The 14,761-nt window shown below is 62.6% G+C and carries 14 protein-coding genes; 6 read left to right on the plus strand and 8 right to left on the minus strand.

The window, feature by feature from the left end:
• Nucleotides 1–88: 88 nt before the first annotated feature.
• Nucleotides 89–2,269, plus strand: a complete 2,181-nt coding sequence (locus tag KEM63_RS11140) for a patatin-like phospholipase family protein (protein ID WP_223651652.1) — start codon at nucleotides 89–91, stop codon at nucleotides 2,267–2,269.
• On the opposite strand, the gene recQ is transcribed toward KEM63_RS11140, so the two are convergent.
• Entirely contained in the window at nucleotides 2,266–4,392 is a 2,127-nt protein-coding gene (gene recQ, locus KEM63_RS11145; protein ID WP_223651653.1) for a DNA helicase RecQ, read from the minus strand. The two genes, KEM63_RS11140 and recQ, sit on opposite strands and share 4 nt — an antisense overlap.
• A 161-nt stretch (nucleotides 4,393–4,553) precedes the next feature.
• On the opposite strand from recQ, the gene KEM63_RS11150 reads away from it, so the two are divergent.
• The 3 genes from KEM63_RS11150 to KEM63_RS11160 all read left to right on the plus strand — a co-directional run bounded on the left by KEM63_RS11150 (nucleotide 4,554) and on the right by KEM63_RS11160 (nucleotide 7,878).
• On the plus strand, nucleotides 4,554–5,144 hold the full coding sequence (locus KEM63_RS11150) for a UPF0149 family protein (protein WP_223651654.1): 591 nt from the start codon (nucleotides 4,554–4,556) through the stop codon (nucleotides 5,142–5,144).
• 111 nt (nucleotides 5,145–5,255) lie between these two features.
• Nucleotides 5,256–5,909, plus strand: coding sequence for a transglutaminase-like cysteine peptidase (locus KEM63_RS11155; protein WP_223651656.1), 654 nt, complete (start codon nucleotides 5,256–5,258; stop codon nucleotides 5,907–5,909).
• A gap of 16 nt (nucleotides 5,910–5,925) precedes the next feature.
• On the plus strand, nucleotides 5,926–7,878 hold the full coding sequence (locus KEM63_RS11160) for an EAL domain-containing protein (protein WP_223651658.1): 1,953 nt from the start codon (nucleotides 5,926–5,928) through the stop codon (nucleotides 7,876–7,878).
• A 6-nt stretch (nucleotides 7,879–7,884) separates the two neighbouring features.
• Here the strand turns inward: KEM63_RS11160 and KEM63_RS11165 are convergent, their stop codons facing one another.
• From KEM63_RS11165 to KEM63_RS11185, 5 genes are all read right to left on the minus strand, one after another.
• Nucleotides 7,885–8,217 (minus strand): DUF6122 family protein, encoded by a 333-nt coding sequence (locus KEM63_RS11165; protein WP_223651660.1) that lies wholly within the window; start codon nucleotides 8,215–8,217, stop codon nucleotides 7,885–7,887.
• Nucleotides 8,214–8,852 carry a DsbA family protein gene (locus tag KEM63_RS11170; RefSeq protein ID WP_223651662.1) on the minus strand — a complete coding sequence of 213 codons (639 nt, stop codon included), beginning with the start codon at nucleotides 8,850–8,852 and terminating at the stop codon, nucleotides 8,214–8,216. The genes KEM63_RS11165 and KEM63_RS11170 overlap by 4 nt, the downstream gene beginning before the upstream one ends.
• A gap of 12 nt (nucleotides 8,853–8,864) precedes the next feature.
• Complete coding sequence (gene trhO / locus KEM63_RS11175; RefSeq protein ID WP_223651664.1) at nucleotides 8,865–9,809, minus strand: oxygen-dependent tRNA uridine(34) hydroxylase TrhO; 945 nt, start codon at nucleotides 9,807–9,809, stop codon at nucleotides 8,865–8,867.
• A gap of 86 nt (nucleotides 9,810–9,895) precedes the next feature.
• Nucleotides 9,896–10,213: a BolA family protein gene (locus KEM63_RS11180; protein WP_223651666.1), complete on the minus strand. Its 318-nt coding sequence runs from the start codon at nucleotides 10,211–10,213 to the stop codon at nucleotides 9,896–9,898.
• Nucleotides 10,214–10,265: 52 nt separating this feature from the next.
• Nucleotides 10,266–10,766 (minus strand): DUF2059 domain-containing protein, encoded by a 501-nt coding sequence (locus KEM63_RS11185; protein ID WP_223651668.1) that lies wholly within the window; start codon nucleotides 10,764–10,766, stop codon nucleotides 10,266–10,268.
• A 73-nt stretch (nucleotides 10,767–10,839) separates the two neighbouring features.
• On the opposite strand from KEM63_RS11185, the gene fumC reads away from it, so the two are divergent.
• Both fumC and KEM63_RS11195 read left to right on the plus strand, forming a co-directional pair.
• On the plus strand, nucleotides 10,840–12,219 hold the full coding sequence (gene fumC, locus KEM63_RS11190; protein WP_223651672.1) for a class II fumarate hydratase: 1,380 nt from the start codon (nucleotides 10,840–10,842) through the stop codon (nucleotides 12,217–12,219).
• Nucleotides 12,220–12,412: 193 nt separating this feature from the next.
• Complete coding sequence (locus KEM63_RS11195; protein ID WP_223651673.1) at nucleotides 12,413–13,867, plus strand: catalase; 1,455 nt, start codon at nucleotides 12,413–12,415, stop codon at nucleotides 13,865–13,867.
• Nucleotides 13,868–13,993: 126 nt separating this feature from the next.
• On the opposite strand, the gene KEM63_RS11200 is transcribed toward KEM63_RS11195, so the two are convergent.
• Together KEM63_RS11200 and KEM63_RS17030 are read right to left on the minus strand one after the other, a co-directional pair.
• Nucleotides 13,994–14,335, minus strand: coding sequence for a hypothetical protein (locus tag KEM63_RS11200; protein ID WP_223651674.1), 342 nt, complete (start codon nucleotides 14,333–14,335; stop codon nucleotides 13,994–13,996).
• 199 nt (nucleotides 14,336–14,534) lie between these two features.
• Entirely contained in the window at nucleotides 14,535–14,732 is a 198-nt protein-coding gene (locus KEM63_RS17030; protein WP_423747792.1) for a MerR family DNA-binding protein, read from the minus strand.
• Nucleotides 14,733–14,761 lie beyond the last annotated feature (29 nt).

Genomic DNA, 14,761 nt, shown 5'->3' on the forward strand with positions numbered 1-14,761 from the left:
AGGGATCACTCGCAGGACAGGTCATCCCCACCAGCGAAGCGCTCGTATACAATCGCACGATTCGATTTTCAGCATCCCCGGACTCATCATGTTCAAACGCCTTATTAGCGTGCTTTTGCTGGTCCTCGCGCCCATGGCGCAGGCAGAGGAAATCCGCACCGGGCTGGTTCTGTCCGGTGGGGGCGCTCGCGGCCTGGCTCATATCGGCGTACTCAAGCAACTCGAAGCGCAGAACGTTCCGATCCATGCCATAGCCGGCACCAGCCTGGGTGCGGTGATCGGCGGACTGTATGCCGCGGGATACAGCGCCGCCGAGCTGGAAAAGATCGCGCTGGACCTGGACTGGCAGGACGCTCTCAGCGACAACCCGGCCCGCGAGGATGTGCCGTTTCGCCGCAAGCAGGATGACCGCGACTTTCTGGTCAAACAGCGGCTGAGCTTCGACCGCGGCCGGCTGGCCTTCCCGCTGGGCATCCTGCAGGGACAGAATCTGGGGCTGGTACTGGAAACGCTGCTGGTCCACACCAACGATATCGACGACTTCGACAAGCTGCCAATCCCCTTCCGCGCCGTCGCCACCGATATCGCTACCGGCGAAGCGGTCGTTTTCGACAAGGGCCATCTGCCGCTTGCCATCCGCGCCAGCATCGCCCTGCCCGGCTTCTTCGCCCCGGTCAAGGTGGACGAGCGTCTGCTGGTCGACGGCGTGCTGTCGAACAACCTGCCTGTGGACGTTGCGCGGCAGATGGGCGTGGACCGAGTGATCGTGGTGGATATCGGCACGCCACTCAAATCTGCCGACCAGCTCAAGTCGATCATCGATGTGATGGACCAGACCACCGGCCTGCTGACCCGTCGCAACACCGAAGAGCAATTGGCCACACTCGGCCCGCAGGACCTGCTCATCCAGCCCGAACTGGGCGACATCGGTTTCAGCAGCTTCGCCGAAGTGCGAGATGCGATCGCAGCAGGCGAACAAAGCCTGGAAGGCTCGGCCCGTCTGCAGGCTTTCACCGCGCCCGCCGAACAACAGGTGGTCGGTGGAAACCTGTCACGCGCAAGGCCCCAACGGCAGCCGCGGATCGATGCGATCGAGGTGGAGAACACCGGCAAGGTGGCTGATGAGGTCGTTCGCAGCATGATCCGCCAACCCATCGGCGAGCCGTTGCATCTGGGCCGGCTGGAAACCGATATGGGCACCATCTACGGGACGGACTACTTCAGCCGGGTGAATTACGAAGTAGTCCACGGGGCAACCGGCAATACGTTGCTGGTGCGGACCCGTGGGCGGGAAACCGGCACCGACTACCTGCGCCTGGGCCTGAACCTGGTGGACGACTTCCGTGGCGGCAGCCAGTTCAACCTTGGCGCCAGCTTCCGCGTGAACGGCGTAAACCCGCTGGGCGCAGAGTGGCTGACGCGCGCGCAGGTCGGCGAGCACCAGCTGCTGTATACCGAGTTCTATCAACCGCTTGATTACGGCTCACGCTATTTCATCGCGCCCTTCCTGGATGCCGAGTCGCGCAATGTCGAGGTGATTATCGACAACGACCCCGTCGTCGATTACCGACAGCAGCGCTACGGTAGTGGTCTCAATGTCGGCCGACAGATATCCAACAACGGGGAGATACGGCTGGGCCTGTCACGCTACTGGGGTGAAGCCGACGTGCGCGTTGGCGACCCCGGCTCGCCATCGTTCAGCTTCGAGGAGGCGTTCTACTCCATTCAGCTCGATCGCGACACGCTCGACGATGTGAACTTCCCTCGCTCAGGTGATGAGGCCCGTCTGTTGTGGCGGCAGTCCGAGCCTGATCTGGGCGCGGACGAGCGTTATCAGCAATTCGAACTTCGCGCCAACAAGGCCCTGTCCAGCGGCTCGGACAGTTTCCAGTTCGGCGCTTTCCTGGGGCGCACCAACAACGAGATTCAGGTTGCTCAGAGTGCCTTCACCCTTGGCGGACCAGGAAATTTCTCCGGCTTCAGACAGAACGGGTTGGCTGGACAGAACTACAACATGCTTCGCGGCGTGTATTACCGCCGGCTGAATCCGGGCCGCTACGTGCCGGTGAACATGCCCGTGTACCTCGGCGGCACACTGGAGTACGGACGGGTCTACAATCGCGAAGACGGCGGCTTCGACACCGGGTACATCACTGCCGGCAGCGTGCTGCTCGGCCTGGATACCTTCCTCGGGCCGCTGATGCTCGGCCTGGGCGGTAACGAGGAAGGCGAAAGTGCGTTGTATCTGAAGCTCGGCCAGACCTTCTAGCCGCTGATCTCGAACATCAACGCCGCGCGGATGCAGTGCAGGATGCCTTCCTCCACCGGCTCGTCGAGCTGGCTTGCAAGGGTACGCACGCCCGGCAGGTCTTCTTCGGCTTCGTTGAGGAAGGCATCCTGAATACGCTGCAGCTGCATTGGCGGCAGATCGATGGCGTGGTGCAACTCGATCTGACCAGCGCTGATCGCCTGCGCCAGCTGCATATAGACCTGCTTTACCGGCTGGCCGAGCTGACGGGCGATCTGATCGGCGCCCATGCCGGCCAGCGCCAGCGTCTGCGCTTCCTGCGCCTTGTCGATATCCGCCCCCCGTTCGCCGCTATCGCCGAGCAACACCTGAAGAAAATCGGCGCCATAGCGCTCGAGTTTGTGCGAGCCCACACCGCTGACCAGCGCCATGTCCTGCAGTGTTCCCGGCTTCTGCCGCAGCATGTCCACGAGGGTCGAGTCCGGGAAGATCACGTAGGGCGGCACGCCGTGCGATTCAGCCAGGCGCTTGCGCAGCGCGCGCAATGACTCCCACATTCCACGGTCCGCTTCGGCAATGACCGCCTTCTCGGCGTAGCGCCCGGAAGTGGGAGCCGGTTTGGATACATCCTTGCGCAGGTCCAGGCCCTGCTCCCCGCGAAGCAGCGGCCGACAGGCATCGGTCAGGCGCAGGCTGCCGAAGCCGTCGAGGTCGATCTCCACAAGGTTGCGCGCTATCAGCTGACGGAACACCGAACGCCATTCCTGTTCGCTCCACTGCTTGCCGATGCCGTAGGTAGACAGATGCTGGTGCCCGGCGGTGCGTATCTTTTCATTGTCGCGCCCGAGCAGGATGTCCACCAGATGGCCGACGCCGTAGCGCTGGCCGCTGCGGTATACGGTCGAGAGCGCCATGCGCGCCGCCTCACTGCCATCCCAGGTGGAGACCGGATCCTGGCAGTTGTCGCAGTAACCGCAGGGCTCCTCGAGCTCATCGCCGAAGTAGGCCAGCAGGGATCGACGCCGACACGTGGTGATCTCGCACAGCGCGAGCATGGCATCGAGCTTGTGCCGCTCGATGCGCTTGTGGCGCTCGTCGCCTTCGGAATTGGCCATGATCTGGTTGAGCATCAATACGTCCTGAAGGCCGTACGCCATCCAGGCATCGGCGGGCAGACCATCACGCCCTGCCCGGCCGGTCTCCTGGTAATACGCCTCGATACTCTTGGGCAGGTCGAGATGCGCCACGAAACGCACGTTGGACTTGTCGATACCCATGCCGAATGCGATGGTCGCGACCATGATCAGCCCTTCCTCATTGAGGAAGCGCCGCTGATGACTGGCGCGCAGGTCCGACGCCAGACCCGCGTGATAGGGCAGCGCCGGATAGCCCTGCCCCATCAGCCAGGCGGCGACATCCTCGACCTTCTTGCGCGACAGGCAGTAGACGATGCCGGCATTGCCCTTGTGCTGCGCAAGAAACGAGAGCAGCTGCTGACGGGGTTTGTCCTTCGGCACGATGCGGTAAAAGATGTTCGGTCGGTCGAAACCGGAGATGAAACAGGCAGCCTGCTCGAGTTTCAGACGCTGGATGATTTCCTGGCGGGTGCGCTCGTCGGCCGTGGCAGTCAAGGCCATGCGCGGCACGCTGGGGAACAGCTCAGCCAATTGCCCCAGTTGCAGATACTCGGGCCGGAAGTCATGCCCCCACTGCGAGACGCAATGGGCCTCGTCGATGGCGAACAGGGCGATGTCAAGCGACTGCAGAAATTGCAGCGTTCTAGGTTTGAGCAGGCGCTCCGGCGCCATGTAGAGAAAATCCAGCTCGCCGCTGCGCATGCTCGCGGCAATGTCACGCTGGCCCTGTTCGTCGACCGTGGAATTGAGCGCCGCAGCGCGCAGTCCGAGCTCGTTGAGCGTGGCGACCTGATCGTCCATCAGCGCGATCAGCGGCGAGACCACGACCGTCAGCCCGGGACGCAGCAGACCGGGAACCTGATAGCACAGCGATTTGCCACCGCCGGTGGGCATCAGTACCAGCGCATCGCCGCCGCCTGCCACCTGCTCGATGATGTCCGCCTGGTTACCGCGAAACGCGTTGTAGCCGAAGACGTCCCGCAGCCGCTGCAAAGCCTGCTCGCGCATGGTTCCCCTTGCCTGAATCGAGGCCGGCTGACGCCGGCAAAGCGGCGATTATACCAGCGCCGGCTGGTCGATTCGTGTCGCCTGCCGCATTCACTCATCGCTTTGGCAAATATTCGGGTTCGTGCGTACAATCTGCCCATCAATCATTGTGAGGTGTGCCCATGTCCTTTGCCGACCGACTCGACCGCCTGCAGGAGTTTCTGGATGCTGACGACCTGCATGACGAAGCGCTCGATTTTCTTGCCGGCCATGGCTATCTGACTGCGCTGTGCATCAGCCCGGTCGAGGTGCCCGAGGACGAGTGGATGCCTGAGCTGTTCGCCGAAGAGCCAAACTACGCCAGTGAACAGCAGAAGGCTGAAATCGAGAGCACCCTCATCGAGCTCAAGTCGCAGATTGCCCGCGAACTGGCCAGCGATGAAGAGTTCGAGCCACCGTGCGAGCTGACACTGGGTGACGAGCCCGATTATTCGGATCTGCGCAGCTGGTGTGTCGGCTTTCTCGAGGGTGTGTTTCTGCGTGAGGAAGCCTGGTTCAGCCAGGATGAGGAAACCGTCAGCGAGCTGCTCCTGCCAATCATGGTCGGGTCCGGCCTGTTCGAGGATCAGCCGGAGTTCATCGAGATCGCCAAGGATCAGGATGTGGTCGAGGACATGATGGATCACATTCCCGATGTGCTCACCCAGCTGTTCCTGCTGTTCCATGCACCCGAAGACAAGCCAAAGCCGGCTTTGCTGACGCCCCGCCACTGACCGTCCCGAGCGCTGGCCTTGCACCATAGCGCGCCCGGGCCGGCCTGCAGGCCAACCCATCCGGGTTGGTTGACTATCCTGTTCCGAATGCCGTGCAAGCGGCTGATACTGATGCTCGGCCTGGCCGGGCTTCTGCCGTTCGCGGCTGCGTCCAGCTCCGGCCCGTGGGATCTTTCGCAGCTCATGCAGCGTGTCGGCGAACTCTACCAGCCCGACCACCGCGGCCGGATACGACTGGCGCAATGGGAAGCGCTGATGGACGAATACGCCTCGCTGGACGTTGATCAGCAACTCGACGCGGTCAATCGTTTCTTCAACGAACGGTTGCGGTTCGAGCACGACCTGGCAATCTGGAACCAGAGCGACTATTGGGCCAGCCCGATGCAGTCACTCGTCGCCGGCGCGGCAGATTGTGAGGACTTCACCATTGCCAAATACTTCACACTGCGTCAACTTGGCATTGATGAGACGCGCCTGCGGCTAACCTATGTGAAGGCGACCGAGCAGGATCAGGCGCACATGGTACTGGCGTACTACGCCAGCCCGACCAGCACGCCGCTGATCCTGGACAACCTGATCGACCCGATACTCACCGCTACGCAACGGGACGATCTGGTTCCGGTTTACAGTTTCAACGCCCGCGGACTATGGCTGGGCAGCGCCAGCTTCGACAGCCGCGCAGCGACCACCACACCGCTGCCGCGATGGCAGGAACTGACACGGAAGATGAGTGACGAGGGCTTTTTCGGCCCGCGGTCACCATAAGAAAAGAGGACACACCATGTCGCTGGTAAAACAACTGAGCCTGGCCATCTGCTTCATTCTGGCGATCGCCTTTGCCGGCAGCTTCATGATCAATCTTCAGCATTCCCGCGGTCAGCTCCAAGCGCAGCTGCAATCGCATGCCGACGATGCTGCCAGTGCCCTAGCCCTGTCTCTGACACCCCATCTGGATGACGCGCCGATGGTCGAGCTGATGGTCAGCTCGATGTTCGACAGCGGGTATTTCCGCCACATCAGCATTCGTTCCGCCGCCGATGGCCGCGTGCTCGTCGAACGCGAACGCGTCGCGCAGGCGCTGCCCGCTCCGCTGTGGTTCTCGCGCCTGGCGAATCTGAACCCGGAGCGCGGGCAGGCGCTGCTCATGCAGGGCTGGCAACAGTTCGGTGAGGTACAGGTCACCAGTGACCCGCATCTGGCGATCGAAAGCCTGTGGCATGCGGCGCAGCAGACGCTGGCCTGGCTGCTGGTTTGCGCATCGATCAGCTCGGCTGCCGGCATCGTCCTGCTGCGTCGTCAGCTACGTCCTCTCGATACCATGGCCCGACAGGCCGAAGCCGCCAGCCGCCGCGAGTACTATCAGGTGGAGCCCCTGCCGCGCACCCGTGAGCTCAGGCAGATCGGCGCCACCCTCAACCTGATGACCAGCCGCCTCAAGCGGCTGTTCGCCGAGGAAAGCGCCTCGGCCGAGCAGCTGCGCCGCCAGGCGTTCGAAGATGCACTCACCGGCCTGCCCAATCGGTTGGCCTTCGAGCGGGCGCTGGCCAGTGCGCTGGACCACGATGCGCCGGGCGGAGCGGTACTCGCGCTGCGGGTCAACGCGCTGGATGAACTGAATCAGCAGATAGGCTCGGTAGCGGTCGATGAGCGGCTTCACCAGCTGGCCGCACCGCTACGTGCGCTGACCGAAGAGTATCCGCACTGGAGCTGCTGCCGCTCGCGCGGTGCCGAGTTCGTGATGCTTGCCCCCGGCAGCCGTCCCGCCGAGCTGAAAGACATCGCCGAGCGACTCGGTGCTCTGGCACTGACGCTGGACTGGGCGAGCGATGCGGGCGCCTCCCCCGTCAGCCTGGGCATCGCCGGCTATCGGGCTGGCGATCAGCGCAGCCTGGTGCTCGAGCGCATCGATCAGGCAATCGAGCAGTCGGCAAGCACCCCTCGCGGCATCGAACCCGGCATCATCGCAGCCGAAGAGCTCGGCATCCTCGGACAGCTTACCCCCGATGGCTGGCGAGCAATGCTTGGTGACGCCTGTGAAAAACGCGGCTTCGTTCTGCATTTTCAGGCAATCAGGACGCTGGTCGATGGCACAACGGTCCGCCACAAGCTGTTGGCCCGTCTGCCCCTCGGAGACGACGAACGCCTGTTGCCGGCCGGCGAGTTCCTGCCGCGCCTGGAGCGGCTGGGGCTGGCGGCTGACTTTGACCGCTGCGTAGTGGCCATGACGCTCGCTCAGCTCGAGCGGCGCCCGGCCCCGCTCGCGGTCAGCATCACCGCGCGCAGCCTGCTCGAACGTGACGCACTGCCCGCGTTACAGGCCATGCTGGCCGGGCGGCCCGAGCTGTGCCGCTGGCTGACCATCGAGATCGACGTTCGCCGCGTCTCGCCCGCCCCCGAGCTCATCACGCAGCTGCAGCGCCTGCGCCGACTCGGCTGTGCGATAGCCGTGCAACACTGCGGTCGGGATCTGGCTGCCCTGGCCAGCTGGGCGACACTGGGTCTGGCGTACATCAAGGTCGATCCTGACCATATTCGTGACCTGGACAGCGATCCATCGCGCCGCCTGTATCTGCGCGCGATACTCAGCATGGCCCGCCAGCTCGAGCTGCCCTGTGTAGCGGAGCAGGTCCAGACCAGCGAGGAGCTCGCCGCTCTGAGCGAACTCGGTTTCCATGCCGCACAAGGCAATGCGGTATCGGCGCCGTCGGCATGGAACGCGCTTGCCCCGGCCTGAGCCGGATCACGGCATCGCGAAACCGGACATCCGCCAGCAATCGCTGGCGTCGACCAGCATGTGAACAAGCAGGCCGAGGCCCACCAGGCGTGTTGGTGACCAGAGCGACATCAACAGGTACGCCCCGATCGCGGTGTAGGTATGCAGCGGATGGAAACCGATCGAGCAGCGGTTGGCTTCGAAGATGGGGTCGGCCAGCAAATGGTCCAGATCCACGAGCATCGTGGCGAGCATGATCACCCACGCACGTTTCCAGCTGCCGCGAAAGAACAGCCAGGCGATTGCAAGCGGTAGCAGCGCATGCAGCGCCAGATGAATGACCATCGACAGGCTGATCACGCCGACGCGATACCTCTACCAGCTGCCAGCCAGCGCTCGAACAGAGGAAGGACCACGTCCTGAGGCTGATAGCCGTTGGCGAGCAGTGCCAGTTGTCCGTTGCGCTCGGCCAGTAGCGTGGGGAAGCCGGCGATGCCCAGGTCCCGGGTCCAGGAAAAATCCGCCGCGATCGCCGCGCGCGCCAGCTCCGAACCATACGCCTCGGCGAACTGCGCCCGGTCATAGCCGGCCTGAACCGCCAGCTCCAGCAACACCCGAGCATCCCCCAGATCCAGCGCCTGCGCATAGAACGCGTGTTGCATCAGCCGGACGAAAGGCCAGGCGCGGCCAGCATCCAGGCCTCGGCCAACCAGCAGTGCGCGGCACGCCGGTTCGGTGTCGTAGATGAATGAATCGGGCAAGTCGGAAGGCGACAGGAACGTCTGGCCGGAGGCTGCCTCGACCGCTTGCCAGTGCTCGGCCAGCGCCGCGCAGGTGCGCTCGTCCAGCGGTTGACCATTGCCCGGCCGCAACCCACCGGCAACCAGATGCAGCGGCAGTTCCGGAGCGAGCGCGAGAATCGAATCGATGACCGGAGCGAAACCCCAGCACCAGGAACACATCGGGTCCATCACATAGATCAGGCGCTGGGACATGCGATCACTCCGTCACGATTTGGCGTTCGGCGAGGCCAGTTCCTGCGGCAGGCCGATCGGATGCGGCTGGTTGCGCCGGCGCGCCAGCTCGATCTGCTTCTGGCGTTCCTCCGCACGGCGACGGGTCTTTTCCGGCAGGCTGTCGTAGCAATGTGGACAGCTGATGCCCAGTTCATACTGCGGCGACGCGAGGTCCTCACCGGAGATCGGGTGGCGGCAAGCATGGCATTGATCGAACGAGCCCGGTGCCAGGTCATGCCGCACGGTCACCCGGTTGTCGAACACGAAACATTCGCCATCCCACTTGCTCTCCTCCGCCGGCACCTCCTCGAAATACTTCAGGACGCCTCCCTTGAGGTGATACACCTCATCGAAACCTTCCTGGAGCATGTAGCTCGAAGCCTTCTCGCAACGAATGCCGCCAGTGCAGAACATGGCGACCTTCTTGTGCTTCGCCGGGTCGAAATGCTGCTTTATGTACTCGGGGAATTCACGGAATGTTCTGGTTTTCGGATCAACCGCACCTTCGAAGGTTCCGATCGACACCTCGTAGTCGTTGCGCGTATCGATGAGCAGCACTTCAGGGTCGCTGATCAGCGCATTCCAGTCCTTCGGCTCGACGTAAGTACCGACCTTCTCATTCGGACTCACGCCCGGCACGCCGAGCGTAACGATCTCTTTCTTCAGCTTGACCTTGGTTCGGTAGAAAGGCATTTCGTCGCAGAGCGACTCCTTCCAGTCCAGATCGGCCAGACGCGGACCCCGGCGCAGCCAGGCGAGTACCTGGTCAATACCCTCGCGCGAACCGGCGATGGTGCCGTTGATGCCTTCCAGTGCGAGCAGCAACGTGCCCTTGACGCCGTGGGCGGTCAGCGTATCGAGCAGGGGTTGGCGCAGCTGCTGGTAATCTTCAAGCGTGACGAACTTGTACAACGCCACGACGACGATGCGGGACATGACTTACCTCGTGTTCAGTAATCGCCCACGTAAAGGGCGCACCATTGAAAGCGCGGGAGTCTAGCAAGTTTGCCGCCAGCGGTGAATCAGTGCCGGTCGGACTTGCTGCCGCCAAGGCAATTGGGTGAATCCGGTGCCTGCATGCGCGCGGCCCACTCCTCTGCGGTGTAGGTATGCAGCGCCAGCGCGTGGATGCGTGACATCCAGTCACCCAGCGTGCGGTAGACCGCCTGGTGCCGCTTGACCGCATTGAGACCCGCGAACTCCTCGCTGACGATCACCGCCTTGAAGTGCGACTCGGATCCGGGCGGCACGCTGTGCATATGGCTTTCATTGACCAGCTCGAGGTGGCTGGGCGCCAGGCCTTGCAGGGCCTGTTCAAGTGCGGACTGGGTCGGGCCCATGGTCGTACTCCGATAGGTTCGAACGATGCGCTAGTGTAAACGACGCGGCGCGTCAGCGCAGGCCGCGCTGCCCAGGTTCGATCTCCCTGGCCATCTCAACGAGCATGGCATCGACCTGCGGCGAGATCAGATCACGGGTCCGGCTGCGAACGACCTCCATCGAACCCTCGGTCAGCTGCGGCAGGTTCTCCAGCAGCTTGCGACCCACCCCCGACTCATAGAAGTCCGACAGTTCGTTGAACTCCGCCTCGCTGAACAGCGGCAGGTAGACATCCACCAACTCGTCCTTGATCACCGGCCAGGCCAGGTGCTTGTCGACCTCCGCACGGGCACGTTGCTGATAGCTGCGCAGCACCTTCTCCTGACGCATGCTCCCGCCTGACTGGGCGAAATGCCCATGCAGCGCGCGGGCGACCTCGTCATACACCGGCTGGGTCATGCGCTCGGCATTGGCGAGCTTGAGGAAGCGCTCGGCACTGGCGCGGTGGCTCGCGTCATCCGCAGCGACGGGGAACGCCGTCAGACAGATCATCAGCAACAAAAGAGCGGGCACGATGTCGACTCCAGTCAGGACCAGGGTTTCTATACTGACACCCACAGCCACCCTTCACCACCGCGGAGAGATCATGAGCACACGCACCGAATCCGACAGCATGGGCCCCATCGAGGTACCGGCCGACCGCTACTGGGGCGCCCAGACCCAACGCTCTCTGCACCACTTTGCCATCGGCGAGGAGCGGATACCGCTTGCCGTGGTGCATGCACTGGCACTGATCAAGAAAGCCGCCGCACGCACCAACCGCCAGCTCGGCAATCTCGATGACAAGGTGGCGTCTCTGATCGAGCAGGCTGCCGACGAGATCCTTGCCGGCAGCCTGGATGACCACTTCCCGCTATCCGTCTGGCAGACCGGCAGCGGAACGCAAAGCAACATGAACGTGAACGAGGTGATCGCCAACCGCGCCAACGAACTGGCCGGTGAACCACTGGGGGTGAAGGCACCGGTCCATCCGAATGACCATGTCAACAAGTCGCAGAGCTCCAACGACACCTTCCCCAGCGCTATGCACGTTGCAGCAGTGCAGGAAACCGGCGAGCGACTAGTGCCAGCTGTACGTGCATTGCGCGACGCACTGGATGCCCAGGCCCGGCAGCACGCGCAGCTGATAAAGATCGGCCGCACGCACATGATGGACGCCACCCCGGTGACCTTCGGTCAGGAACTGTCCGCCTTCGTTGCGCAGCTGGACATGGGGTTGGCCGCAATCGAGCAAGCTCTGCCGCTGGTGTGCGAGCTGGCCCAGGGCGGCACCGCCGTCGGCACCGGCCTCAACGCTCCGCAAGGCTTCGCTGAAGGGCTTGCCGAAGAAGTGGCGGCGCTCGCAGGCCTGCCCTTCACCAGCGCACCGAACAAGTTCGCCGCGCTCAGCGGGCACGAACCGCTGGTGCAGCTGCACTCTGCTTTCAAGCAGCTTGCTGTCACCCTGATGAAGCTGGGCAACGACCTGCGCCTGCTCGGCAGCGGCCCCCGCGCCGGCTTCGCTGAAGTGCGCCTGCCGGCCAACGAGCCGGGCAGTTCGATCATGCCCGGCAAGGTCAACCCGACGCAGTGCGAAGCCCTGACCATGATCGCCTGCCAGGTCATCGGTAACGACACCACCCTCACCATTGCCGCCAGCAACGGCCAGCTACAGCTAAATGTGTTCAAACCGGTGATCATTCACAACTTCCTGCAGAGCGTCCGCCTGCTCGCGGACGGCTGCAACAGCTTCCGTGAACATTGCATAGAGGGGCTTGAGCCGGACGCCCGGCGCATGCGCGAGCATCTGGACAACTCGCTGATGCTGGTCACCGCGCTCAACCCGGTCATTGGCTACGACAAGGCAGCGGACATCGCGAAGAAGGCCTATACCGAAGGCACCACACTCAAGCAGGCAGCCTTGGAGCTGGGCTACCTGAATGAGGCGCAGTTTGATGAGGCGGTGAAGCCGGAGAAGATGCTGTAGGGAGCAAGCTGAATCGAATGCTCAATCGCATCGATAGAAGATCTCGATCAGCTTGTAGTGGATGGATCGTTTTTACGCATCTATACCAGTCAGGACACATCAGCTACGTAGGAGTTGATGACCGTAACGGGCCGACGGTCCGGCAGTGCGTAACCCTGTCGATCGGCCCGCCATAAACGTACGGAGTCCTTATATGTTTGACGACAAGCCAAAGCCCACGACAAACGACGCGGGCATTCCTGTTTCGAGCGACGAGCACTCGCTGACAATTGGCCCGGACGGGCCGATTGTCCTGCATGACCATTATCTGATTGAGCAGATGGCGCAGTTCAACCGCGAGCGCATTCCGGAGCGCCAGCCCCATGCCAAGGGCGGTGGCGCGTTCGGTCATTTCGAAGTGACCCACGATGTGAGTGCGTATACCAAAGCCGCCGTATTCCAGCCGGGCACCAGAACCGATGTGCTGATGCGCTTCTCCACGGTGGCAGGCGAGCGGGGCAGCCCGGATACCTGGCGCGACCCCCGCGGGTTCTCGATCAAGTTCTATACCAGCCAGGGCAACTACGACATGGTCGGCAACAACACGCCGGTGTTCTTCGTGCGCGACCCGCTGAAATTCCAGCACTTCATTCGCTCGCAAAAGCGTCGTGCCGATACCAACCTGCGCGACCATGACATGCAATGGGACTTCTGGACGCTCTCCCCCGAGTCGGCCCACCAGGTGACCTGGCTGATGGGCGACCGTGGTATTCCGAAAACCTGGCGTCACATGAACGGCTACAGCAGCCATACCTACATGTGGGTGAACGCCCAGGGTGAAAAATTCTGGGTGAAATACCATTTCAAGACCGACCAGGGCGTCGAATGCCTGACCCAGGAAGAAGCCGACAAGCTGGCCGGCGAAGACGCTGATTACCACACCCGCGACCTGTATGAAGCACTCAAGCGTGGCGAACACCCGAGCTGGACGCTGCACATGCAGATCATGCCGTTCGCCGACGCGGATAACTATCGCTTCAACCCGTTCGACCTCACCAAGGTCTGGCCGCATGGTGACTATCCGTTGATACCGGTCGGCAAGCTCACGCTCGACCGCAACCCGACCGACTACCACACCGAGATCGAACAGGCCGCCTTCGAGCCGAGCAACCTGGTACCCGGCATCGGACTCAGCCCGGACAAGATGCTGCTGGGCCGGGTATTCGCCTACGCCGATGCCCATCGCGCGCGGCTGGGGGTGAACTACAAGCAGATCCCGGTCAACCGCCCGCAGAGCCCGGTGCACAGCTACAGCAAGGACGGCGCCATGCGCATGGATAACGTCACAGACCCGGTATACGCTCCCAATTCCAAGGGCGGCCCGGCTGCGGACCCAACCCTCAACCCGCCGGTAGACGTGTGGAGTGCGAGCAGCAACATGGTGCGCCAGGCGTACACGCTGCACCCTGAAGACGATGACTTCGGTCAGGCCGGCACCATGGTGCGCGAAGTCTTCGACGATGCCGCGCGGGGCCGTCTGGTCAGCAACGTCGTGGGCCATCTCATGGATGGCGTGCAGGAGCCGGTGTTGTCACGTGCGATCGAGTACTGGCGCAAGATTGACCAGAACATTGGCGATCGCATTGCGCAGGGCCTAAGAGCCGGTTAGGTCCGGAGACGATCACAGGAGGCCCTGAAGACAGGGTCTCCTTCCTAAACATGCAGTGCTAAATGATGCTTGAAGCGCATCGAGTGATCAGGCGAAGGTGGGCGCACTCGACACGCGAACGTCGAGTCAACTTCGATCCTGCTTACGTTTGCCGACCGCTATCAAGAGCAGCCCCAACACCCAGAGACCACCGCTGACGCTGCTGATGACCGTGGAGTTCCTGTGCACTACGTCCAGGTACAACACCGCCAACAAGCCGATCAACGCGAGAACGAGCGATACATAGCCAGCCAATAGGACAGGCTCTTTCCCGGGCATCATGCCGTCCCCTGGGTTGCTCACCAGCGGGTATAAGGGATGACGCGTCGCTCCGGACGGCCTATCAGTAAGGATGCGATAGATAACATAAGCGACCAGGACCAGACACAACACCGCCCACGTTGCTATCACCAGCACGGTGCTTTCCATAGCCCTCCTCCCCCGGTTCAGCCATTTGGTTCGTGTGATGTTTATTCAGGCCGCCGGTTAAGAAGAGCTTTTCGCTTTTTGCTATGCCCGCCAATCGCTCCAGACGCTGCCAAGCCGAGTAGGCGGTGAAACGTTGGGCACTCCATATGGGTTGGCGCAGAACACACCGCCGCGTGTCGAAGACCGTCGCGCATCGCGCTCAACTTTCGAATGGAGCTTCCAGCCCCTCTGCTTTGTCTGCCAACAGCTGCCGGTCTATTTCGGGGCGGCCGTCAGCACCCAACATGCGCGCGATTTCGTCCAAAGAGAACCCGGCTGAACGCCCTAGCGCGATCAGCGCCAACCTTGAAAGCCACCCTCCCCCGGCCAAGCACAGCGATCGCAGACGCTCAAACAAATCGAGCTCATCGAGGCTTGGATCGAGTG

The sequence above is a fragment of the Halopseudomonas nanhaiensis genome, from assembly GCF_020025155.1.
Taxonomy (GTDB): domain Bacteria; phylum Pseudomonadota; class Gammaproteobacteria; order Pseudomonadales; family Pseudomonadaceae; genus Halopseudomonas; species Halopseudomonas nanhaiensis.